The sequence below is a fragment of the Sphingobium fuliginis genome (assembly GCF_015074805.1).
Classification (GTDB): Bacteria; Pseudomonadota; Alphaproteobacteria; order Sphingomonadales; family Sphingomonadaceae; genus Sphingobium; species Sphingobium fuliginis.
Map to the genome: position 1 here is coordinate 1,169,464 of NZ_CP060035.1, position 22,357 is coordinate 1,191,820.

The following is a 22,357-nucleotide window of genomic DNA, read 5'->3' on the forward strand; positions in this document are numbered from 1 at the left end:
CGGTGGCGGGATGACGACGCTTTTCCATGACGGCAACCTGCTCCGCGCGCCGGCGGCGGAGGACAGGGTCACGCTCGATCCGGACTTCGGCACGCGCTTCATGCTGTTCGTGGATACGGAGGAGGAGTTCGACTGGAACGCCCCCTTCCGCCGGACGGGGCATGGCGTGACGGCGCTCGACGGAATGGCGCGCGGCCAGGCCTATTTCTCGGCCGCCGGGGTGAAACCCGTCTATGTGACCGACTATCCCGTGGTCGACAGCGACGCAGCGGCGGAGCTGATGGGACGCTGGCTGGCCGATGGCGCGGCCGACATCGGCGCGCATCTGCATCCCTGGGTCAATCCGCCGCATGTCGAGGAGGTGACGGCCGCCAACAGCTATGTCGGCTTTCTGCCGGAGGCGGTGGAGCGGGCGAAGCTGGAAGCGCTATGCCAGCGGATTGCGGAACGTTTCGGCGCTCGCCCCATCGCTTACCGGGCCGGCCGCTACGGTGTCGGGCCCAACAGCGCCCCCCTGCTGGAGGAGGCGGGCTTCCGGCTGGACAGTTCGGTCCGCAGCCGTTTCGATTATGGCGGGCAATATGGTCCGGACTTCCGGGGCTTGCCGCAATATCCCTATTGGGCGGGACCCAGGCGGCGCCTGGTGGAGCTGCCGCTGTCCACGGCCTTTGCCGGTCTGCTGCGCGGCGGTGGCGAGCGTCTGTACCGCGCGGCGCAACTCATGGGACCGATGGCTGGCGCATTGGCGCGCACCGGGATGTTGAGCCGCATACCGCTGACGCCCGAAGGGATCGACGCGCGGGAGGCGATCGCCGCAATCGACGCCCTGTTGGGGGAGGGCGTGCCGGTGCTGAATTTCAGTTTCCACTCCCCGACGCTGGAGCCGGGGCATACGCCCTATGTTCGCGACGAGGCGGACAGGACCGCCTTCTATGGCTGGTGGGACGCAGTGCTTGATCATCTGGACAGGCGAAATGTTCGCCCCGCGACCCTGGATGCGTTCCTTAACGCAGTCCAGCCGCGAGGACAGGCTTGCCAAGCGGCCTGATGCTGCCTATCCGGGCAACAAGGTGGGGCCTGTAGCTCAATGGTTAGAGCTGGCCGCTCATAACGGCTAGGTTGCGGGTTCGAGTCCTGCCGGGCCCACCAATTTCTTCACACCGTCGATCTGCTTGGCCGGACATATCTTGCGCGAACGTGCAGGGTTCATGACGCCTGCCGCCCGATCCGGCAAAGCGCTTGGCGGTTATAGTTTGTGCAATGCAAAAATTTCGCTTGCGACTCGGATGAATCGGTGACAGCTTCCCTCCCGTCGAAGCAGGGGCGCTTCGGCACATAGGTTGGGCCTGCCGATGACGGTCAGGTTCAGCTTCGGTTGATGAAAAGACCGACATGGCAATGACGCCGCCTGGACAAGGTCCGACGACCTTCGTTCCGGCGGCTTTTTTATTGGGTTTTCGCTGGCGGCATGGATGCTGCCGGGCGGCTTTCGGCATCGATTTTCGTGCGCTGGATCGCTTCCGGCGATGGCTGGTTGCGCGCTGCTTCCGGCAGTCACGGGCAACAAGGAAAGGACATCAGGGAATGGCAGAGGGGGATAATCAGCATGGCGTCAGCCGGCGCGGGCTGCTGAAGAGGAGCGGCACGGCGGCGCTGCTCGCTGCGGTGCAGCAGGCATTTCCATCGGGGGCGTTCGCGGCCGGGGCAGGACCGGAAGTCACGCGCGCCAAGCTGGGCTTCATCGCGCTGACCGATGCGGCGCCGCTGATCATCGCCAGGGAACTCGGCTTCTTCGCCAAATATGGCATGCCCGACGTGCAGGTGGCGAAGCAGGCGAGCTGGGGCGCGACCCGCGACAATCTGGTGCTGGGAAGCGCGGGCGGCGGCATCGACGGGGCGCATATCCTGACGCCCATGCCCTATCTGCTGACGCTGGGCGCGATCGGCAAGGCGACGCCGATGAGCATCCTCGCCCGCCTCAATGTCAACGGCCAGGCGATCTCCGTATCCAAGGAATATCTGGGGGCGAGGGCGGACCTCAACGCCGGAAAGATGAAAGGCGTGATCGCCCAGCGCAAGGCGGCCGGCAAGAAGATCTCCATGGCGATGACTTTCCCCGGCGGCACGCATGACATGTGGCTGCGATATTGGCTGGCGGCCGGCGGGATCGATCCGGACAAGGATGTCGAACTGATCACCGTGCCGCCGCCGCAGATGGTGGCGAACATGAAGGCCGACACGATGGACGCCTTCTGCGTGGGCGAGCCGTGGAACGACCAGCTCGTCGCGCAGCAACTGGGCTACACCGCCGTTTCGACCGGCCAGATGTGGATGAACCACCCCGAAAAGAGCTTCGCCATGCGGTCCGACTGGGTGGCGAAATATCCCAGGGCGGCGCTGGCGATCACGGCGGCGATCATCGAGGCGCAGCGATGGGCGGACAATCCCGGCAATATCGCGCGACTGGCCGGGACGATTGCGGGGCGCGATTATCTGAAGTGCCCGATCACCGACATTGCCGACCGCCTGCAGGGCAATTTCACCATGGGCGACGGACGTAAATTCCCCAACGCGGCCTTCAGGATGAAGTTTTTCGCGGGTTACGCCTCCTTCCCCTACAAGAGCCACGATCTCTGGTTCCTCACGGAGAACCAGCGCTGGGGCAAGCTGCCCATGACGTTGGATAGCAAGGGCGTGATCGCGAAGGTCAACCGGTCCGACATCTGGCGCAAGGCCGCCGCGATGCTGGGCGGCAAGGGCCCGGCCAGCGACAGCCGCGGCGTCGAGAAATTCTTCGACGGCAAGACCTTCGATCCCGCCAACCCCAAGGCCTATCTCGCCAGCCTGGCGATCAAGCGCGTCTGATGAAGGAGATCAGCATGGCATCGCCATCGCCCGGCAGGATGAGTGGGCCGTCGGCTTCGACCGGCGGGTCCAGCACCGAATTGGGTGTCATCCTGCCCTATCCCGAGGAAGCTATCGCCCGCCGCAGTTTCGAGCCGGTGGCAGCGCCCGAACATCCGCTGATCCGCGTAGCGCGATCCGTGGCGGCCAGCGTGCTGCCGACCATGGTGATGATCGCGGGGCTGCTGGCCTTCTGGCAGTTGCTCTGCGGATCGCCGAGCGCGACTTTCCCCAGTCCGCTCGCCGTCTGGCAGGAAAGCCATGACGTCATCATGCATCCGTTCAAGGGCGTGGAGATCGGCCTCACCCATTTCAGCATCCAGGACGGCGGCGACGTCGGCATTGCCGGCCATGTGCTGACCAGCCTCAGCCGCGTGCTGATCGGCTACAGCATCGCGGCGGTGATCGGCGTGGCGCTGGGCATCCTGATCGGGCAAAGCGTCTTCGCCTTCCGCGCGCTCGACCCGCTGTTCCAGGTGCTGCGCACCGTGCCGCCGCTGGCATGGCTGCCGATCAGCCTCGCCATCTTCCAGCAGGCGCAGCCCTCCGCCATCTTCCTGATCTTCATCACCGCGATCTGGCCGATCATATTGAACACGGCGGCAGGGGTGCAGACCATTCCGGCCGCCTATCGCAACGTCGCCAAGGTGCTGGCGCTCAATCCGATCGAATATTTCGTGCGCATCATGCTGCCCGCCACCGTGCCGCACATGTTCACCGGTCTTCGCATCGGCGTCGGCATGAGCTGGCTGGCCATCGTCGCGGCCGAGATGGTGCAGGGCGGCACCGGCGTCGGCTTCTTCATCTGGGACAGCTACAACAGTTCGCTGCTGACCGACACCATCGTCGCGCTGATCTGGATCGGCATGGTGGGCTTCGCGCTGGACCGCATCGTCGCCTTTGCGGGCCGCATCATCGGCCGCGCAGGCTGACAGGGGAAGGCATTTTCATGAAACAGCGCAGCTATCTCGCGCTTGAGGGCGTCACCGTCGAATTTCCGACCAGGGCAGGGCGCTTCTGCGCGCTCGACGGGATCGATCTGGAGGTTGAAAAGGGCCAGTTCGTGGCGCTGATCGGCCATTCAGGCTGCGGCAAGTCGACGCTGCTCAATGCGGTCGCCGGGCTGGTCGAGCCGACGCGGGGCGCGATTTTCCTCGACGGCGAACTGGTCGACGCGCCGGGGCCGGACCGGGCGGTCGTCTTTCAGGACCATAGCCTGCTGCCCTGGCTGACGGTCGAGGAGAATGTGCGTCTGGCCGTCGACCAGACGGCGGGCGGCAGGAACAGGGCCGAACGCAGGGACTGGGTCATGCACAATCTGGAACTGGTCCAGATGGCCCATGCCGCGGGCAAGCGGCCCGGCGAACTGTCTGGCGGCATGAAGCAGCGCGTCGGCATCGCCCGCGCCATCGCCATGAACCCACGCGTCCTGCTGATGGACGAACCTTTCGGCGCGCTCGACGCGCTGACACGGGCGGCGCTTCAGGACGTGGTCATGGATTTGCAGGCGCGGCTGAACAACACCGTGCTGATGATCACCCATGATGTCGACGAGGCGGTGCTGCTGGCTGATCGGGTCGTCATGATGACCAACGGCCCGGCGGCGCGGATCGGGGAGGACCTTGCCGTGGCGCTGGCCCGTCCCCGGAACCGGCTGGAGGCTATCGACACGGCCCAATATGCCGAAGCGCGTTCCGCCGTCATCCACTTCCTGCACGAGCGCTACCGCAATCCGGCGACGCTTGCCGCCTGAAATCCGGTTTGGAGAGGATGCCCTGAACAGGCCCGGAAAGGCCATCGGGAGCAAATGAAGGGGGATTTATGAAGAAGGTTTCTTTCCTGTTTTCGGCGTCGGCCCCAATAATGGGACTGTCCGCGATCGCGGCGCCGGCGCTGGCGCAGGATGTCGTTTTCAAGCCGATCGTGGAGGCCCGCTTGCGGTACGAAACGGTCGATCAGGCGGGCCCGGCGCCGCTCAGCAGCAGCCGCGATGCCCATTCCGTGACGATGCGGCTGCGCGCGGGCGGGGAGGTTTCGAAGGGTCCCTGGGCCTTCCTGGCCGAAGCCGAAGGCACGCTGGCGATCGATGAGGACTATAATAGCGGCGTCAACGGAAAGACGCTCTATCCCATCGTAGCCGATCCGGAGACAGTCGAGGCCAACCGGGTGCAGATCCAGTACCGCACAAAGCCGCTGGTCGTGACCGTGGGCCGTCAGCGGATCAACCTGGACGATCAGCGTTTCGTCGGCTCCGTCGCCTGGCGGCAGAATGAGCAGACCTTCGATGCCGTGCGCATCGAATATATGGGGATCAAGAACCTGAAGGTCGACCTCAGCTACGCGATGGCGGCGCGGACGATCTGGGGCATGGACGGCGGCAAGTTCGGTTCGGCCAACCGGCCGACGGACATCAAGGGCGACGATGTCTTCGCCAACATCTCCTACAAGACCAAGCTCGGGACTTTGACCGGCTTCGCCTATCTGGTGGACGAGGATGAGGCGGTGGCCCCGCTGAGGCGCAACAGCAGCCAGACCTATGGCCTGCGCTTCACCGGTGCGCAGCCGCTGGCGAAGAAGGTGAAGCTCAGCTACCTCGCCAGCTATGCGCGGCAGAGCGACCATGCGACCAATCCCGTCGATTATTCGGCGGATTTCGTCACGGCGGAACTGGGGCTGGACATTGCCGCCTTCAAGCTGACGGCGGGCTATGAATTGCTGGGGTCGGATGCGGGCGCGACCGGCATTGCGGGCGGTTTCGCCTTCCAGACGCCCTTTGCCACGCTGCACAAGTTCAACGGTTGGGCCGACAAGTTCCTGACCACGCCCGGCACCGGCATTCAGGATTATTATGCCGGCGTCGCCTATAGCGTGCTGAATGTAGGCAAGGCCGGACCGCTGGTCGCTTCCTTCATCTACCACCGGTTCAGCAGCGACCGGCTGTCGATCCATTATGGCGACGAATATGATGCGCAGGTGACGCTGAAGCTGAACAGGCATCTGAGCGCGCTCGTCAAATATGCGGATTATGATCGCAAGGGGATCGCCAGCTACACCGGCGATGCCGACACCAGGAAGTTCTGGGCGCAGATCGACTACGCGCTCTGACATTTGCCTGCGGCTCCAGGGCCGCCGTTGCGGGCCATCGCTGCCGGATCAAAGGACCGGCGGCGGTGGCCTTCACCTGTTGCCAACGCCTGTCGCCACGGCCCGTTGCCGGGCTGCCCCCGGCCGCTTTGGCAAGGGCGCGGCATCGGCGGAACCTCCTGGCTTCCCTGCTCGTTGAGCCTGCGAAAGTAATAGCAGGCGATGGAGGATCGACAGGATGGGCAAGGGCATTTTGCTGTGGTTGCTGGGCGTGCCCATTCCCATCATCATTATCCTGTGGCTGCTGTTTCGCTGAACAGGCCGTCGCTCGGCCTGCCGGAAGAGCCCGGTATCCAGGGTAATGGTCGGGGAGACAGGATTCGAACCTGCGACATCCTGCTCCCAAAGCAGGCGCGCTACCAGACTGCGCTACTCCCCGGCGCTCGCGGGCCTTAGCGGCGAAGCAGGCCGCACGTCAATCGCGCTTTTGGCCCCAATCCCGCCCGCATAGAAAAAGGGCGGATCGTACCAAGACGATCCGCCCTTTCGAAAATCTCGCTGGAGCGAAGATTATTCGGCGTTCGCGGCGTTGCCGGCGACGTTCGCAGCGTTGGCGGCGTTGTCGGCAGCGTTCGCGGCGTTGTCGGCAGCGTTGGTGGCGTTTTCGACAACGTTCTCAACAACAGCGTTCGAAGCGTTCGCGGTCTCGTTGGCCGGCTTCTCACCGCAAGCGGCGAGGGCCATCAGGCCGGCCGAAGCGAAAACAACAGCGATCTTCTTCATTGTGTACGGCTCCCATAGCATTTTGCCGCGTCGTCACACCAAAATCGTGACTTACGCGAGCGACCCGCATTAACGTGTGCGCTGCACAAATCAATGCTTTTCTGCGTCGGTGAAGCGACAGAATCACGCGACAGGGTGTTGTCTACAATAAAAGTTCAGTTAACGCCTAGCGATTCCGGCGCATTTGCGATTTCGAAAAGTGCAACTGCCCAGGCGGCGACATTCTGGCGAAGCTGCGCGGAATCGATCTTGTCCAGCGTATCGTCCGGCGTGTGGTGGATGTCGAAATACCGGGTGCCGTCCTGCTGGAGATCGATCACCGGAACGCCGGCCTTCACCAGCGGTTCGATGTCGGAACCTCCGCCCGCGGGCAATCGGCTGGCCCCGATGCCGAGCGGCGCCAGCCCGGCCACGACCCGGCGGGCAAGCGCATCATGGCCCTGCGGCAGCTTGAAATCCACCCGCCAGACGCGATCTGCCCCGAAGTCCGATTCCATCGCCATGGCATGTGCTTCCTTGCCATGGGCGTCGTAATAGGCGCGGCCGCCATTGCCGCCCACTTCCTCCGCACCGGCCATCAGCACGCGGATGGTGCGGCGGAGCGGCCCGGCCTTGGCCGCCTGAAGCGCCGCAGCGGCCACGATGCCGCAGCCTGCGCCGTCGTCTATCGCCCCCGTGCCCTGGTCCCAGCTATCGAGATGGCATGCGGCGACGACCACGCCCGCCTTGGGATCGCTGCCGGGGATTTCGGCCAGGACATTGCCCGAGGGCTGGTCCTTCAGCATCTTCGAACTGAGCGTGAGGTGAAGCCGCACCGGCTGCCCGCGGGAGACAATCCGGGCAAGCTGTTCGGCATCGGGCACGCTGAGCGCGGCGGCGGGAATGGGTTTCACGCCATCCGCCCACATCTGGACGCCTGTATGGGGCTGGCGATGATTGTCGGTGCCGATCGAGCGGATCAGAATGGCTATGGCGCCCTTTTTAGAGGCGATGCTGGGACCCTGGCGGCGGGTCGCGCCGAAATAGCCATAGGAACTGCCGTCCTGCGTCGCGTGCATGGCATGGCTGACAAAGGCGATCCTGCCCTTCAGGCTCCCTTCGGGCGCGGCCTCCAGATCGGCCAGCGTGGGGAAATAGACGACCTCTCCCTCGATCCCCTTGTCTGGGGTGGCGGCGCTGTTGCCGAGGGCGGCGAGAACCAGGGTCTGCGGGAAGGGTGCGATCACGCGGGCCTCGTCATGGCCGCGCAGCCATACGGGCATGGTGTAGGGTTCGGCCCGGACGTTGGAGAAGCCAAGGCCCTTGAGCTTCGCCACGGCCCAATCGCGGGCCCGCGCTTCCTGCGGGGTGCCGGCGGGGCGGGGTCCGACCTCGGTGGTCAGGCCTTCGGTGAAGTCCATCGCGACCTCGTCCGTCAGGGCCGACGCGCGAATCGCCTCCAGCCCGGCCGGCGCCGCAGCAAGAGGAAGGACAGGGGTGGATATGCTGCCGAGGAAAAGGGCGGCAAGCGTGCCCGATCGGATTTTCTGCATGGATCAGGGCTTAGCGGGACATCCCCCATTTGCCAACGCGTTCCGCCTCCGCTAACCCGGCGCCAATTTCCAACGATTGTCCTTTCGGAGCTGCTTCAAGCCATGTCCGCCTCCTCCCAATACGCCTTCGTCATGAAGAGCATGACCAAGAGCTTTCCCGGCGCCGCCAAGCCGGTGCTCAACCAGATCAACCTGCAATTCTATCGCGGCGCGAAGATCGGCATCGTCGGCCCCAACGGCGCGGGCAAGTCGACCCTGATGAAGATCATGGCCGGCATCGACACGGATTTCAGCGGAGAGGCGTGGCCGGGCGAGAATATCTCGGTCGGCTACCTGCCGCAGGAACCGCAACTGGACCCGAACAAGACGGTATTGGAAAACGTCAAGGACGGCGCGCGGGAGATCGCGGACAAGCTGGACCGCTTCAACGAGATCAGCATGATCATGGCCGATCCGCCGGAGGACGTCGATTTCGACGCGCTGATGGAGGAAATGGGCACGTTGCAGGAGCAGATCGACGCCGTGGACGGCTGGACGCTCGACAACCAGCTTGAGATCGCGATGGAAGCGCTGCGCTGCCCGCCTTCGGACTGGCCGGTCGACAGCCTGTCGGGCGGTGAGAAGCGCCGCATCGCGCTCACCCGCCTGCTGATCCAGAAGCCGGACATCCTGCTGCTCGACGAACCGACCAACCATCTGGATGCCGAGAGCGTCGAATGGCTGGAAAACCACCTGAAGGAATATGCGGGCGCGGTGCTGATGATCACCCACGACCGCTATTTCCTCGACAATGTGGTGGGCTGGATTCTCGAACTCGATCGCGGGAAATATTTCCCCTACGAGGGCAACTACTCCACCTATCTGGAGAAGAAGTCCAAGCGTCTGGAGCAGGAAGACCGCGAGGCGACCGGCCGGCAAAAGGCGATCAACGACGAGCTGGAATGGATCAGGGCCGGCACGAAGGGCCGCCAGACCAAGTCCAAGGCGCGCATCAAGAAGTTCGAGGAACTGGTCGCCAGCCAGGAGAACCGTACCCCCGGCAAGGCGCAGATCGTCATCCAGGTGCCCGAGCGTCTGGGCGGCAAGGTGATCGAGGCGAAGAATATCTCGAAGGCCTATGGCGACAAGCTGCTGTTCGAGAATCTCTCCTTCATGCTGCCGCCGGGCGGCATCGTCGGCGTGATCGGGCCGAACGGCGCGGGCAAGTCCACCCTTTTCAAGATCATCACCGGGCAGGAGCAGCCTGATTCGGGTGAGATCGACATCGGTTCGACGGTCCGCCTCGGCTATGTCGACCAGAGCCGCGACCATCTCGACCCGTCGAAGAATGTGTGGGAAGAGGTTTCCGACGGCCTCGATTATGTGAAGGTCAACGGCCACGACATGTCGACGCGCGCCTATGTGGGCGCCTTCAACTTCAAGGGGCAGGACCAGCAGAAGAATGTCGGCAAGCTGTCCGGCGGTGAGCGCAACCGCGTGCACATCGCCAAGATGCTGAAGAAGGGCGGCAACGTGCTGCTGCTTGACGAACCGACCAACGACCTTGATGTCGAAACGCTGGCCGCGCTGGAAGAGGCGATCGAGAATTTCGCGGGCTGCGCGGTGGTCATCAGCCACGACCGCTTCTTCCTCGACCGTCTGGCGACTCATATCCTGGCGTTCGAGGGCGACAGCCATGTCGAATGGTTCGAGGGCAATTTCGAAATGTATGAGGAGGACAAGCGGCGTCGTCTGGGCGATGCGGCGGATCGTCCGACGCGGCTTGCCTACAAGAAGCTGACGCGCTGAGTCCGGCGATGCAGCGCGAATATGGCCAAGGGATTGCAATCATTGCAACGATGGGCATGTTTTTCGCACTTGCAAAATGACGTGCTGCACTGCACATAGGAGGGGCCTTTCAGGCATCCTCTCCTAAAACTTTCAGGCCGGTCCTTCGGGATCGGCCTTTTTTTTGGTGTAAAGCGCCTCGATAGAGCCTGCTCACCCATGTGGGCGATCTTCCGGCACCGCCGCGATCCCTTCCGCGATGTTCCCCGACAATGATTTCACCGCAAAGCATGATTCTTTCCATCTCGGTGCTTCACCCTGCATCTGACTTGGGTTAGTCCCCTCAGAACCAAGGACGGGGGCAGACATTCGGCGATGAGGGCGAAGCAGGTTTAATGGCGTTGACCCCTCTTGCTGCCGTGATACTGGGCGTCGTCCTGGCCCTCTGGCTCGGTGCGGCGGTCTGGGCGCTGTCGAGCGGCCAGCGCCGGCGCCGCGAAGGCATGCAGGCGCAGGGAAAGCTCGACCGGCTGTCGGTCCTGCTCGCCTCCGCGCCCGCGGCGCCCATCGTCATTCATCCCGACGGGCGGCTGGAGGCGGCAGACCGCCTCGCCAAATGGCTGGGCAAGGATCGGGTGCCGACTTTCGTGTCCGAACTGACCGCGCCCGACGGCGGCCTGGAACCCGATGATGCCGCCGCGCTGGCTCGGGAGATCGAGGCGGCCCAGCGCGCGGGGCGCAGCTTCGCGCTGCCGGTGCGGGGCGTCGATTCGTCTCGCCTGCTGCTGGTTCGCGGCGCGCCCGCCGGGCCGGTGCTGGCCGAAAGCGGCGGCGTTGTCCTCTGGATATTCGACGCGACCGACAGCCAGTCGGAAATCCAGACCCTGAAGGGCAGGGTGGAACAGCTTCGGGAAGCGCTGGAAGCGCTGGCAGGCCTGGTGGAAGCGGCGCCCTTTCCCATGTGGCACCGCACGGCGGACATGCGGCTCAGCCTGGTCAACACGGCCTATGTCCGTGCTGTGGACGGAGAGAACGCTCGAGAGGTCATCGCCAACGGCACCGAACTGGTCGAGACGGTCGGCGGATTGACGCCGCAGGCGGCCGCCGCGCAGACCCTTGCCGACGGCGCGCCGGTGGAGCGCATGGTTCCCGCGACCATCGACGGCGAAAGGCGGACCATGCGCGTGGTCGATGTTCCCCTCGGCGGGGCAGGCGTCGCCGGTTTCGCCATGGACCAGAATGAGCTGGAACAGGCGCGCGTCGAACATCGGCGGCTGGAGGCGGCGCAACGCGACCTGCTGGATCGCCTGTCCGCGGGCGTGGCGCGTTTCGGGTCGGACCGGGCGCTGCGCTTCTGGAACCAGCCCTTCATGAGCCTGTTCGGGCTGGATCAGGAGCGGCTGGCCGACAATCCGCCGTTCGAGCGGGTTCTGGACCAGATGCGTGAAGCACGAAGATTGCCCGAGAACAGGGATTTTCCGGCATGGCGCGCGGAAAGGCGCGACTGGTTCCTCTCGCCCGACCCGCGGGAGGAAAATTGGCTGCTGGCGGACGGCACCCATTTGCGCGTCTATGCGCAGCCGCTGCCCGATGGCGGGCTGCTGCTGATCTTCGAGGACCGGACGGAGCAGGTCCAGTTGTCGAGCGCCCGCGACACCCTGCTCCGCGTCCGTACCGCGACCTTCGACAATCTGTTCGAATCGATCGGCGTCTTTTCCTCGGACGGACGCCTGCACCTTTGGAACAGCCGTTTCCGGTCGATCTGGGACGTGCCGGAGGATTTGCTGGCCAGGCATCCCCGGATCGACGAACTGATGCGCGCCGTCCAGTCGCGCCTCGCCAAGCCGCAGCAGGCGAACCTCGTCCGCGAACTGGTGCGCGCCGCCACGGTGGAGCGCAAGCAGCGCGTCGGCCATGTCGGCTTTGCGGACGGACGCATCTTCGAATTCGCCGCGATCCCGCTGCCCGACGGCAATGCGCTGTTCACCATGCTCGACGTCACGGACAGCCGCCGCGTGGAACAGGTGCTGCGCGACCGCAACGACGCGCTGGAGCAGGCCGACAAGGTGAAGACCGCGTTCGTCACCAATATGAGCTACGAACTGCGCACGCCGCTCACCACCATCGCCGGTTTCGCGGAGATGATGAGCGCGGGCTATGCGGGCGAACTGAGCACTTCCGCCCGGGAATATGTCGACGGCATCCTGCAAAGCACCAACCGCCTTTCCATGCTGATCGACAATGTGCTGGACCTGACGCAGGGCGAGGCGGGGATGCTGCCCATCGAAAAGGCAGATGTCGATCTGGCGGCGGAAGCGCGGGACGCCGTGGCGCGGATCAAGGCGGACGCGACGGGCAAGGGGATCGACCTTGCCATGTCGCTCCAATCGAGCCTTGGCACGGTGCAGGGCGACAAGCGGCGGATCGGTCAGGCGCTGGATCATCTGCTGGAAAATGCCGTGCGCTATTGCAACCGGGGCGGCCGGGTGCTGCTGCACGGCGATGGAACGAGCGACTCCGCACGCCTCGTCGTATCGGACAATGGCCCGGGCATCAGCGCCAGGCGACAGGCGACGATCTTCGACGCGTCTTCCCGGACCGAGCAGGCGCGCAACGGCAGCAAGGCAGGCATCGGCCTGCCACTCGCCAGACAATTGGCGCAGGCGCATGGCGGGACGCTGGAACTGGTGTCGGAGCCGGGGCAGGGGACCATGGTCGTGATCGAGCTGCCCCGTGGCTGAGGATGAGATCGTGCTGGCCGGGGAGGCCGACATGCTGGCATTCGGGCATCGGCTGGCCGCGCTGGCCCGCATCGGCGACGTCATTGCGCTGGAAGGCGGGCTGGGCGTGGGCAAGACGACGCTTGCCCGTGGGATATTGGAAGGACTGGGGCTTGAGGAGGAAGCGCCAAGCCCCAGCTTCGCCATCGTCCAGCCCTATGACATTCCCGATGTGAAGCTGCCCGTCGCCCATGTCGATCTCTACCGGCTCGACGGGCCTGAAGAGGCTGGGGAACTGGCGCTCGACGACTATCTGACGGACAGCCTGCTGATCGTCGAATGGCCCGACCGGATGGGCGAGGGCGCATGGCCCGATGCCCTGCGCTTCCACATCGCGATGGAACCCGACGGCGCTCGGCGCTTGACAGCGGACGTGCCGGACGCTTGGACGGAGCGATGGTCACAGATATGATCCCGCCCGCCGCCGCTCCCGCCTTTCTCGCGCAGGCGGGGTGGGGGCAGGCCGCCATCGTGCCGCTCGCCGGCGATGCATCCTTCCGGCGTTATTTCCGGGTGATCGACGGGCCTCGCCGCGCCGTGCTGATGGACGCTCCCCCGCCGCATGAGGACCCGAGGCCCTTTATCGCCATTGCCGAGCATCTGACGGAGAATGGCTTTGCCGCGCCCCGGATATTGGCGCGCGACCTGGACGAAGGGCTGGTCCTGATCGAGGATTTCGGCGATCTGCGCGTCAAGGAGCATGTCGAGGAGCAGCCCGAAGCCGAACGGGATGTCTATCGCCGCGCCGTGGACCTGCTCGCCGCCCTGCATCGGCTGCCGGCCGGCAATGTGCCGCCCTATGACCGTGCAGTCTATCAGCGGGAGGCCGGTCTGCTCACCGAATGGTATTGTCCCGCCATCGGCCTGCCGGTGGATGAGGCGGGCTATGTCGCGGCATGGGACGCCGTGCTGCCGATGGTCGAACGGTCGTCCAGCCCGGTCGTCACGGTGCTGCGCGATTATCATGCGGAAAATATCATGCTGATCGACCGGGCGGCGTCGCATGGCCTGGGCCTGCTCGACTTCCAGGATGCGCTGGCGGGGCATCCGGCCTATGACCTCGTCTCGCTGCTGCAGGATGCGCGCCGGGACGTGCCGCCCGCGCTGGAGGCGGCGATGCTCGACCATTATCGCGCCATCGCCCATCCCCCGGCTGACTTCGACGCCGCCTATGCCGTGCTGGGCGCGCAGCGCAACGCGAAGATCATCGGCATCTTCACCCGCCTGTGGAAGCGCGACGGAAAGCCGCGTTACCTCGCCTATCTGCCCCGCATGTGGGACTTGCTGGAACGCGACCTCGCCCACCCGGCGCTGGCGCCCGTGGCGGCATGGTTCGCGGCCAATATCCCTGCCGGGAAGCGGCACCACGCGCTAGAGGATTACGCCCCGGCATGATCGACACCGCGATGCTGATGGCGGCTGGACTGGGCAAGCGCATGCGGCCGTTGACGGCCACCCGCCCCAAGCCGCTGGTCAAGGTGGCCGGCAAGCCGCTGATGGACCATGCGCTGGACCGGCTGGCGGCTGGCGGCATCCGGAAGGTGGTCGTCAATGTCCACTATCTGGCGGATACGGTCGAGGCGCATCTGGCCGCGCATAATGAAGGCATGCAGATCGCGATTTCGGACGAACGCAGGAAGCTGCTGGAAACGGGCGGCGGGCTGATCCACGCCAGGGAGCAGTTGGGCGACGCGCCCTTCTTCTGCGCCAATAGCGACAATCTGTGGATCGATGGCCCGCAGGAAACGCTGGGCATGATGCGCAGGATCTGGAACCCGGACCGGATGGACGCGCTGCTGCTGCTGGTGCCGCTCGCACGCGCCCATTGCCATCGGGGGCCGGGCGATTTTCACATGGACGCGAACGGACGGCTGACACGGCGCAAGACCGCCCATGTCGCGCCGTTCGTCTTCACCGGCGTCCAGATCATGTCGCCCGCGCTGCTGGTCGATCCGCCGTCGGATGTCTTTTCCACCAATGTCTTCTGGAACCGGGCGATAGAAACGGGTCGTCTCTACGGCGTCTCGCATCAGGGGCTTTGGTTCGATGTCGGCACGCCGCAGGCCATTCCGGTCGTGGAGTCGATGTTGGCCCATGGGTGAACGCACCCGCCCGGCGCTGTTCAACATACCCGCGCACCGCGCCTTTTCCGACGCGCTGGTGACGGGCATCCTCGCCCGGCATGGCGATGATCCGATGCGGCTGGCGCAGGGCATGATCCTGCTGCCCAACAACCGCGCCATCCGATCGGTCAGCGATGCCTTCGTCCGAAAATCGGGCGGCGGCCTGCTGTTGCCGCGCCTCGTCGCGCTGGGCGATCCCGATCTGGGCGAGCAGGTGGGCGGCGCGCTCGATCCGTTGGGGGAGGATGACCCCATAGCGCCCGCCATCGCGCCGATGCGCCGCCAGATGATCCTGGCGCGCATGGTGCAACAGGGATCGGCGCACCCCGTCGATGCGGGCCAGGCGTTGAAGCTGGCCCAGGCGCTGGGCGCGATCCTCGACCAGATGCAGGTGGAGCGCGTTCCCATGCGCGCGCTGGCGGAACTCAGCCTGTCGGACGATCTGTCGCAGCATTGGCAGACCTCGCTAAGGCTGTTCGGCCTGTTGCTGGCGCAATGGCCGCAGGAGTTGGCGCGGCTGGGGTGCATCGACCTCGCGGACCGCCGCAATCGCCTGCTGGACCGCATGGCGGTGCGTTGGACCAAGGCGCCGCCGGAGGGCTTCGTCATCGCGGCGGGCATGTCCACCACGGCGCCGGCAGTCGCCATGCTGCTCCGGCGGATCGCGATGCTGCCGCAGGGGGCGGTGGTCTTTGCCGGTCTGGATCAGGAGATGGACGGCGATGCCTGGGACGCCATCGGCCCCTTCGATGCCGACCCTCTGACCGGCCGCGCGCCTGCGGGGCATGAGACCCATCCCCAATATGCCCTGAAACGCCTGCTCGACCGGATGAGCGTCACGCGCGACGATGTGGCGCTCTGGCGCTGGGGCAGCGAGCATGACGCCCGCGCCGTCAGGGGGCGCAACATCTCCAACGCCATGCTGCCGCCGCGCCTGACGAGCCGCTGGCGCGATCTCAGGACCGCAGACCGTTCGCTCGCCGGGGTGGAGGCGCTGGAAGTCGCGACGCCGGGCGAAGAGGCGCAGGCGATCGCCATCGCCCTGCGCGAAGCGGTCGAGACGCCGGGCCGCACCGCCGCGCTGGTGACGCCTGACCGGCAATTGGCGACCCGCGTGTCCGCGCATCTGCGCCGCTGGGGCATGGAGGCGGACGATTCGGCGGGGCAGCCGCTGTCGCGCCTGCCGCCCGGAACGCTGCTGATCGCCATGGCCGAGGCGCTGGCGGAGCGCTTTGCCCCCGTCGCGCTGCTGACCCTGCTCAAGCATCCGCTCGTCATGCGGGGGGAAGGGCGGCTTGCCTGGCTGGAGGGCGTGCGCGGGCTAGACCTGTTGCTGCGCGGACCAAGGCCGCGGGCGGGCATCCATGGGATCGACCTGTTGCTGGCCGAACGGGAGGGCGAAGACCGGCAAAGCGCCTTGCGCGCCCGCACGCGGCAGTGGTGGGACGAAGCCCGCGCGCTGCTGGAACCGCTGGAGCAGGCCTTCATGGCCGCGCCGGACCTTGCCGGGCAGTTGGCGGCCATCCGGGAACATGCCGGCCGTCTCTCCCATGATGCGGTCTGGGCCGGGCATCAGGGTCATGCCGCCGCCGACCTTTTCGCGGAGATGGAGGAGGCGGCGAGCGAAGGGCCGCGTCAGGCCGACATACGCGCGCTGCCTGCCCTGTTCGACCATCTTCTGGGCGGCCTTTCGGTTCGCCCGCCGCAGGGCGGCCACCCCCGGATCAGCATCCTCGGCCTGATCGAAGCGCGGCTGGTGCAGACCGACCTCATGATATTGGGCGGCCTCAACGAGGGCACATGGCCGGGGCTGCCCGCCCCCGATCCATGGCTTGCCCCGCGCATCCGCCGGGAAATCGGGCTGCCCGGGCTGGAAAGCCGCATCGGCCTTGCCGCCCATGATTTCGCCAGCGCCCTTGGCGCGCCGCAGGTGCTGATCACGCGCGCCCGGCGCGGCGCGGGCGGTCCGGCGGTCGCCTCCCGCTTCTGGCTGCGGCTGAAGGCTATGGCGGGGCCGCAATGGAAGAGCGCCGACCGCTATGCCGCTCTGGCGCAGGCGATCGACCATGCGGAGGAGCACAGGCCCGCCCGACGGCCCGCGCCGGCGCCGCCTTCGTCAGTGCGTCCGAAGGTCATTCCGGTCACTGACGTCGACCGGCTGAAGGCCGATCCCTACGCCTTCTACGCCAAGCGCATCCTGCGACTGGCGCGGCTCGACCCGGTGGACGCCGATGCCGGACCCGCCTGGCGCGGCACGGCCGTGCATGAGATCCTCCAGCGATGGGCGGAGGAGGGCGACGGCGATCTGGCCGATCTGGAAGCGCGTGCGCGGGCGATGTTCGACCGGCCGGACGTCCATCCCTTGCTCAAGGCGCTCTGGCAACCGCGCCTCATCGAAGCGATACGATGGATAGCGGCGGAGGTGGCGAGCGATCTTGCCGCCGGGCGGAAGATCCTTTCGGTGGAAACGGAGGGCCGGGCGGAGATTGCCGGGGTGACGCTGACCGGAAAGGCCGACCGCATCGACCTGCTGCCGGACGGGAGGCTGGGCATAGTCGACTACAAGACCGGCAAGCCGCCCAGCGCGCGGCAGGTGAAGGCGGGCTATGCGCTGCAACTCGGCCTGCTGGGCCTGATCGCGGAGCATGGCGGCTTCCCCGGCACCGATTCCGCACCCGTGGCGGGCAGTTTCGAATATTGGTCGCTCGCGAAGAAGGGCGACGCATTCGGCTATCGCGAAAGCCCCGTCGACCCGCTGGGCAAGCGGGATAAGATCGTCACCGCCGACTTCACCTCCCAGGTTCATGCGCAGTTCGAGGAAATCGCCGCCGCCTGGCTCAACGGATCGGCGCCCTTCGATGCGCAGGTGAACCCGGAAGTCGCCAATTATGGCGATTATGACCAGCTCATGCGGCTGGAGGAATGGTATGGCCGGGACGATGGCTAGAAAGCACAACGCCCTACAACCGCTGGCGGGCGCGCAGGCGCAGGCCGCCGCGCCCGATGCGCATGTGTGGCTGTCCGCATCGGCGGGCACGGGCAAGACCCATGTGCTGACCGCCCGCGTCTTCCGCCTGCTGCTTCAGGGGGTGCGGCCGGAAAATATCCTCTGCCTCACCTTCACCAAGGCGGGCGCGGCGGAAATGGCGGATCGCGTGCACGATCGACTCGCCGCCTGGGTGCTGATGGACGAGGCCGACCTTTTCCACGATCTGGATGCGCTGGGCGAGGAGTCCGGACCGGAAGCCCGCGACCGCGCCCGCCGCCTTTTTGCCGAGGTGCTGGAATCAACCGGCGGCGGGCTGCGCATCCAGACGATCCACGGCTTCTGCCAGCAGTTGCTGACGGCCTTCCCTTTGGAGGCCGGCCTGCCCCCCGGTTTCCGTCCGCTCGACCAGCGCGAGCAGGCGACGCTGGCGCGGCAGACGCTGGCCGACATGGTGGTGGTCGCGCAGGAGCAGGGGGACGAGGCCCTGATGGAGGCGTTGCAGGCGCTGAGCCTGCGCCTGGGGGAGGGCGGGGCCGAGAATTTCCTGCTGCGCTGCGCGGCCCGGCTGGACGCGCTGGACGCCTTGCCGGAGGACATCGCGCCCTGGCTGCTGCGGGAACTGGACCTGCCAGAAGGCGACATCGACGCGCATATTGCCGAACGATGCGCGGACGAGCTGTTCGATATGCGCACGCTCATCTGGATCGCGCAGGCCAATGCGGACTGGGGCACTGGACGGGCGCTGGAACGCTGCGACAGGATCGCGCGCTGGCGGGCTCTCGATCCAGCGGGGCGGGCCGCTGCGCTGGCCGACCTCCACGCGGTCTGGGCAAAGGCGGACGGCGAGCCGATCTCGACCGCCCGGGGCTGGGCGCCTTCGGTGGACGGCTATGGCGATGCGATTGCGCGGATGCACGAATGCTGTTCCGGGCTGCTGGGCCTTCGGACCCGCGCAGCCTATGCCGCCCTGCTCGCCAGGGCTTTGCATGCCGGCCGCGTCTATGCGCGGGCCTATGCGGAAGCCAAGCGCCTTGCAGGAGCCGTGGATTTCGACGACCTGATCGCCAATACGGCGCAACTTCTGTCCCAGCCGGGCATTGCCGACTGGATTCGCTACAAGCTCGACCAGCAAATCGACCATATATTGGTGGACGAGGCGCAGGATACCAATGTCAGCCAATGGCAGATCGTCGGCGCGCTGGCGGCGGAGTTCTTCGCGGGCGAGGGCGCCAAGGGCGACAGGGTGCGCACCATCTTCACGGTGGGCGACTTCAAGCAGGCGATCTTCGGATTTCAGGGGACGAGCCCCGAAGCCTTCCGCGCCGCGCAGATCGTCTTCCAACGCCATGCGGAGGACGCAAGCCATATATTCCACGACCTCTCGCTTCAGCACAGCTTCCGCTCGACGCCGGCCGTGCTGGATGTGGTCGACCGCACCATAGCGACCCTGCGCGCCGAACGCTTCGGCCTGGAGCCGGGCGAAGTCCGGCACATCAGCGCCAACCGCTTTCCGGGCGAAGTGCTGCTCTGGAAACCCGTCATCGCCGGCCTGTCCGACGATGCGGAGGGGGAGGAGGATTGGGCCGCCGATCAGGAGCGGGTGCTGGCCCAGACCATGGCGCGCCAGATCAGGCAGTGGATCGATGACGGGCTGATGCTGGAGAGCCGGGGCCGCCCCGTGACGGCGGGCGACATCATGATCCTGGTCCGCCGCCGGTCCGAACTGGCGCGGCTGATCGTCGCGCGCCTCTATGAGGAGAAGGTGGCGGTGGCGGGCATCGACCGCCTGCGCCTGAACGCGCCGCTCGCCGTGCGCGACCTGCTCGCGGCACTGCGTTTCGCCGTGCAGCCGGAGGATGACCTGAACCTGGCCGCGCTGCTGGTGTCGCCGCTGATCGGCTGGACGCAGGATGAACTGATGACCCGCCTCATCGGCCGCCGGGTGGGGTTGTGGCAGCATCTGACAGCGACGTTGGACGATGCACTGCTGCACCCCTTGCGGCAGTTGCTGGCGCAGGCGGACTTCACCACCCCCTATCGTTATCTGGAGGCGATATTGTCCGGCCCGGTGGATGGCCGCCGCCGCCTGATCGAGCGTCTGGGGTCGGAAGCGGCCGATCCGATAGAGGAATTGCTGAATGCCGCGCTCGCCTTCGAGAATGACGATCATCCCTCGCTCCAGCGCTTCATCGACTGGTTCGACAGGGGCGAGGTGGAGATCGTGCGCGATGCCGCCGCGCAGGGCGACTCGCTCCGCCTGCTGACGGTGCATGGGGCGAAGGGACTGCAGGCGCCCATCGTCATCCTGGCCGACGCATGCCTCGATCCGGACGCAGGCAATCGCGCCGATTCGCTGGAGTGGAACGGCTTGCCGATCATCGCGCCGCGCAAGGGGGAGAGGCAGGGGGCGATCGGCCAGGTGGCCGAGGAGGCCAGCGCCGTCGAGCGCGCCGAACATTGGCGCCTGCTCTATGTCGCCCTCACCCGGGCGGAGGAAAGGCTGGTCGTCGCCGGCTCGCTCGGTCCCCGCGCCAGGGGCGAGGTCAAGCCCGAAAGCTGGTATGCCGCCGTTGAAGCGGCGCTCATTTCGCTGGACGCGGAATGGGAGGCCGATCCGCTCTGGGGCGCGCGGCGGAGCTGGCGTGGAAGCGAAATCCTGCCCGCCAGACCCCTGGAGACGGCTGTTGCGCAAAACCGGACGGCGCATGACGAACCGGATTGGCTCCGCCGCCGCGCCCCTGTCGAGGCGCGCCCTCCGCGTCCTCTGGCGCCCTCCGCTGCGGTGGAGGACGATGTGCCCTATCCGCCGCCGACCCCCGCGATGCGGGACGCGGCCGAACGCGGCCGCTGGCTGCACCGGCTGTTCGAGAGGCTGGCCGATGTGCCGTCGGATGCCCGCCGCTCCCGCGCCGACAACTGGCTGGCGCAACAGGGCCTTGGCGATCCGGCGCGGCGGCATGACGTCATGGAACAGGCATTGCGGGTGATCGAAGACCCGCGATTTGCCCCGCTGTTCGGTCCCGATGCTCTGGCCGAAGCGCCCATCGCCGCCGTGGTGGGCGAGGCGGTGATCGCCGGCACGGTCGACCGGCTGCGCATCGGTGACGATGTGGTGCAACTGGTCGATTTCAAGACCGGCCGCATATCGCCGCTGGTGGTGGAGGAGGTGCCATTGGCCCATGTGCGGCAGATGGCCGCCTATGCCGCCGCGCTCCAGGTGATCTTTCCGGGCCGCAGGATAGAGGCCGGCCTGCTCTACACATCCGCGCCGAGGCTGATCACCCTGCCGCCGGAACTGTTGGAGCGGCACAAGCCCGGCTTTCCGCCCGCGCAGGAGAATTTGCCGCTTCCGACCGTTGAGGCGGATGCGTCGCCATCCTAAATATCCGGCAACCGAAGGAGATACCCAAAATGGCTACCAAGGCAGTCACCGACCTCAGCTTCCAGCAGGACGTCATCAACGCGGACAAGCCCGTGCTCGTCGATTTCTGGGCGGAATGGTGCGGTCCGTGCAAGATGATCGGCCCCGCGCTGGAAGAGATTTCGGACGAACTGGCTGACAAGGTCACCATCGCGAAGATCAATATCGACGAAAATCCCGATGCGCCCGGCCGCTATGGCGTGCGCGGCATTCCGACGATGATCCTCTTCAAAAATGGTGAAGCCGCCGCCACCAAGGTCGGCGCCGCGCCCAAGAGCGCGCTCAAGGGCTGGATCGAAAGCGTTCTTTGATAGCCTGCCCGCAAGGTGCCCCTGCAAAGGCAGGGGCATTTTGCCTCAAGTCAGCGGGATCATGACCGTCCCGGCATAGGCGGGTCTTTCGCGCAGCCTGTCATACCAGTCCCGCACATGGGGCACGTCCGGCCGTTCCATGTCCAGCGTGAAGAAGCTGTGCGCATAGACGCCCATCGGCACGTCCGCGATGCCGAAGCTTTCGCCCGACAGCCAGCGCTGCCCAGCCAGGGCGCGGTCGAGGATCAGCATCGCCTCTCCCGATTGCCGCGCCGACTCAGCCACCGCCTCCATGTCGCGATCTTCCACTTTCCTGCGGACGAGGTTCAGAAAGGCGCCCCGCTGCGCATCGGCAAAGCTGAACTGCCAGTCCATCCATTTGTCGCCCTGGGCCCGTATCGCTGGATCGGTGGGCCACATGCCTTCCGGGGCATGGCGTGCCGCCAGATAGCGCAGGATCGCATTGGATTCCCACAGCACCATGTCGCCGTCCTGGATCGTCGGGACCAGCCGGTTGGGGTTCATCGCGACATAGGCGTCGCTCATCCCGAACTGACCGCCGACATCGTGCCGGACATAGGGCAGGCCGATTTCACCGGCGAACCAGGCGACCTTCTTCACATTATGCGAGTTCGGGCGTCCCCAGATCGTCAGCATGTCCAT

General features: G+C 66.1%; 16 protein-coding genes and 2 tRNA genes. 14 read left to right on the plus strand and 4 right to left on the minus strand.

Annotated elements, in window-relative coordinates; genetic code table 11:
• Positions 1-10: 10 nt before the first annotated feature.
• The 6 genes from H5V43_RS05495 (at position 11) to H5V43_RS05520 (ending at position 6,009) form a co-directional block, all read left to right on the plus strand.
• A complete protein-coding gene (locus tag H5V43_RS05495; RefSeq protein ID WP_025551547.1) occupies positions 11-1,048 on the plus strand; it encodes a polysaccharide deacetylase family protein in 1,038 nt (345 codons plus the stop codon).
• 25 nt (positions 1,049-1,073) lie between these two features.
• A tRNA-Ile gene (locus H5V43_RS05500) sits at positions 1,074-1,149 on the plus strand.
• 435 nt (positions 1,150-1,584) lie between these two features.
• Positions 1,585-2,865 (plus strand): CmpA/NrtA family ABC transporter substrate-binding protein, encoded by a 1,281-nt coding sequence (locus H5V43_RS05505; protein ID WP_193666789.1) that lies wholly within the window; start codon positions 1,585-1,587, stop codon positions 2,863-2,865.
• A 14-nt stretch (positions 2,866-2,879) separates the two neighbouring features.
• A complete protein-coding gene (gene ntrB / locus H5V43_RS05510; RefSeq protein WP_244968669.1) occupies positions 2,880-3,836 on the plus strand; it encodes a nitrate ABC transporter permease in 957 nt (318 codons plus the stop codon).
• 17 nt (positions 3,837-3,853) lie between these two features.
• The gene (locus H5V43_RS05515) at positions 3,854-4,657 is read left to right on the plus strand and encodes an ABC transporter ATP-binding protein (RefSeq protein ID WP_025551545.1); all 804 of its coding nucleotides are present in this window, start codon (positions 3,854-3,856) and stop codon (positions 4,655-4,657) included.
• 68 nt (positions 4,658-4,725) lie between these two features.
• Positions 4,726-6,009: an alginate export family protein gene (locus H5V43_RS05520; RefSeq protein ID WP_099185784.1), complete on the plus strand. Its 1,284-nt coding sequence runs from the start codon at positions 4,726-4,728 to the stop codon at positions 6,007-6,009.
• 341 nt (positions 6,010-6,350) lie between these two features.
• Here the strand turns inward: H5V43_RS05520 and H5V43_RS05525 are convergent.
• The 3 genes from H5V43_RS05525 to H5V43_RS05535 all read right to left on the minus strand — a co-directional run bounded on the left by H5V43_RS05525 (position 6,351) and on the right by H5V43_RS05535 (position 8,303).
• Positions 6,351-6,427 (minus strand) — tRNA-Pro (locus H5V43_RS05525).
• 131 nt (positions 6,428-6,558) lie between these two features.
• Complete coding sequence (locus H5V43_RS05530; RefSeq protein WP_007689093.1) at positions 6,559-6,771, minus strand: hypothetical protein; 213 nt, start codon at positions 6,769-6,771, stop codon at positions 6,559-6,561.
• Between the two features lie 155 nt (positions 6,772-6,926).
• Positions 6,927-8,303, minus strand: coding sequence for a M28 family peptidase (locus H5V43_RS05535; RefSeq protein ID WP_099185783.1), 1,377 nt, complete (start codon positions 8,301-8,303; stop codon positions 6,927-6,929).
• 102 nt (positions 8,304-8,405) lie between these two features.
• Between H5V43_RS05535 and ettA the strand changes: the two genes are divergently transcribed.
• The 8 genes from ettA to trxA all read left to right on the plus strand — a co-directional run bounded on the left by ettA (position 8,406) and on the right by trxA (position 21,694).
• Complete coding sequence (gene ettA / locus H5V43_RS05540; RefSeq protein ID WP_025551543.1) at positions 8,406-10,091, plus strand: energy-dependent translational throttle protein EttA; 1,686 nt, start codon at positions 8,406-8,408, stop codon at positions 10,089-10,091.
• A 374-nt stretch (positions 10,092-10,465) separates the two neighbouring features.
• Positions 10,466-12,811 carry a sensor histidine kinase gene (locus tag H5V43_RS05545; RefSeq protein WP_048578217.1) on the plus strand — a complete coding sequence of 782 codons (2,346 nt, stop codon included), beginning with the start codon at positions 10,466-10,468 and terminating at the stop codon, positions 12,809-12,811.
• Positions 12,804-13,262, plus strand: a complete 459-nt coding sequence (gene tsaE / locus H5V43_RS05550) for a tRNA (adenosine(37)-N6)-threonylcarbamoyltransferase complex ATPase subunit type 1 TsaE (RefSeq protein ID WP_025548954.1) — start codon at positions 12,804-12,806, stop codon at positions 13,260-13,262. Before H5V43_RS05545 ends, tsaE begins: the two co-directional genes overlap by 8 nt.
• The gene (locus H5V43_RS05555; protein ID WP_025548953.1) at positions 13,259-14,245 is read left to right on the plus strand and encodes an aminoglycoside phosphotransferase family protein; all 987 of its coding nucleotides are present in this window, start codon (positions 13,259-13,261) and stop codon (positions 14,243-14,245) included. Before tsaE ends, H5V43_RS05555 begins: the two co-directional genes overlap by 4 nt.
• Complete coding sequence (locus H5V43_RS05560; RefSeq protein WP_025548951.1) at positions 14,242-14,952, plus strand: nucleotidyltransferase family protein; 711 nt, start codon at positions 14,242-14,244, stop codon at positions 14,950-14,952. Before H5V43_RS05555 ends, H5V43_RS05560 begins: the two co-directional genes overlap by 4 nt.
• A complete protein-coding gene (addB, locus tag H5V43_RS05565; protein WP_099185782.1) occupies positions 14,945-17,920 on the plus strand; it encodes a double-strand break repair protein AddB in 2,976 nt (991 codons plus the stop codon). Before H5V43_RS05560 ends, addB begins: the two co-directional genes overlap by 8 nt.
• Positions 17,901-21,344, plus strand: a complete 3,444-nt coding sequence (gene addA / locus H5V43_RS05570) for a double-strand break repair helicase AddA (protein ID WP_025548950.1) — start codon at positions 17,901-17,903, stop codon at positions 21,342-21,344. Before addB ends, addA begins: the two co-directional genes overlap by 20 nt.
• A gap of 29 nt (positions 21,345-21,373) precedes the next feature.
• Positions 21,374-21,694 (plus strand): thioredoxin TrxA, encoded by a 321-nt coding sequence (gene trxA, locus H5V43_RS05575; protein WP_044662313.1) that lies wholly within the window; start codon positions 21,374-21,376, stop codon positions 21,692-21,694.
• Positions 21,695-21,739: 45 nt separating this feature from the next.
• Here trxA and H5V43_RS05580 read toward each other — a convergent pair whose 3' ends face one another.
• Positions 21,740-22,351: a glutathione S-transferase family protein gene (locus tag H5V43_RS05580; protein ID WP_025548948.1), complete on the minus strand. Its 612-nt coding sequence runs from the start codon at positions 22,349-22,351 to the stop codon at positions 21,740-21,742.
• Positions 22,352-22,357 lie beyond the last annotated feature (6 nt).

Bases quoted from the DNA above. Each gene is read 5' to 3' on its own strand.
- H5V43_RS05495 (WP_025551547.1), top strand. From the start codon at position 11: ATGACGACGCTTTTCCATGACGGCAACCTGCTCCGCGCGCCGGCGGCG.
- H5V43_RS05505 (WP_193666789.1), top strand. From the start codon at position 1,585: ATGGCAGAGGGGGATAATCAGCATGGCGTCAGCCGGCGCGGGCTGCTG.
- ntrB (WP_244968669.1), top strand. From the start codon at position 2,880: ATGGCATCGCCATCGCCCGGCAGGATGAGTGGGCCGTCGGCTTCGACC.
- H5V43_RS05515 (WP_025551545.1), top strand. From the start codon at position 3,854: ATGAAACAGCGCAGCTATCTCGCGCTTGAGGGCGTCACCGTCGAATTT.
- H5V43_RS05520 (WP_099185784.1), top strand. From the start codon at position 4,726: ATGAAGAAGGTTTCTTTCCTGTTTTCGGCGTCGGCCCCAATAATGGGA.
- H5V43_RS05530 (WP_007689093.1), bottom strand. From the start codon at position 6,771: ATGAAGAAGATCGCTGTTGTTTTCGCTTCGGCCGGCCTGATGGCCCTC.
- H5V43_RS05535 (WP_099185783.1), bottom strand. From the start codon at position 8,303: ATGCAGAAAATCCGATCGGGCACGCTTGCCGCCCTTTTCCTCGGCAGC.
- ettA (WP_025551543.1), top strand. From the start codon at position 8,406: ATGTCCGCCTCCTCCCAATACGCCTTCGTCATGAAGAGCATGACCAAG.
- H5V43_RS05545 (WP_048578217.1), top strand. From the start codon at position 10,466: ATGGCGTTGACCCCTCTTGCTGCCGTGATACTGGGCGTCGTCCTGGCC.
- H5V43_RS05555 (WP_025548953.1), top strand. From the start codon at position 13,259: ATGATCCCGCCCGCCGCCGCTCCCGCCTTTCTCGCGCAGGCGGGGTGG.
- H5V43_RS05560 (WP_025548951.1), top strand. From the start codon at position 14,242: ATGATCGACACCGCGATGCTGATGGCGGCTGGACTGGGCAAGCGCATG.
- addB (WP_099185782.1), top strand. From the start codon at position 14,945: ATGGGTGAACGCACCCGCCCGGCGCTGTTCAACATACCCGCGCACCGC.
- addA (WP_025548950.1), top strand. From the start codon at position 17,901: ATGGCCGGGACGATGGCTAGAAAGCACAACGCCCTACAACCGCTGGCG.
- trxA (WP_044662313.1), top strand. From the start codon at position 21,374: ATGGCTACCAAGGCAGTCACCGACCTCAGCTTCCAGCAGGACGTCATC.
- H5V43_RS05580 (WP_025548948.1), bottom strand. From the start codon at position 22,351: ATGCTGACGATCTGGGGACGCCCGAACTCGCATAATGTGAAGAAGGTC.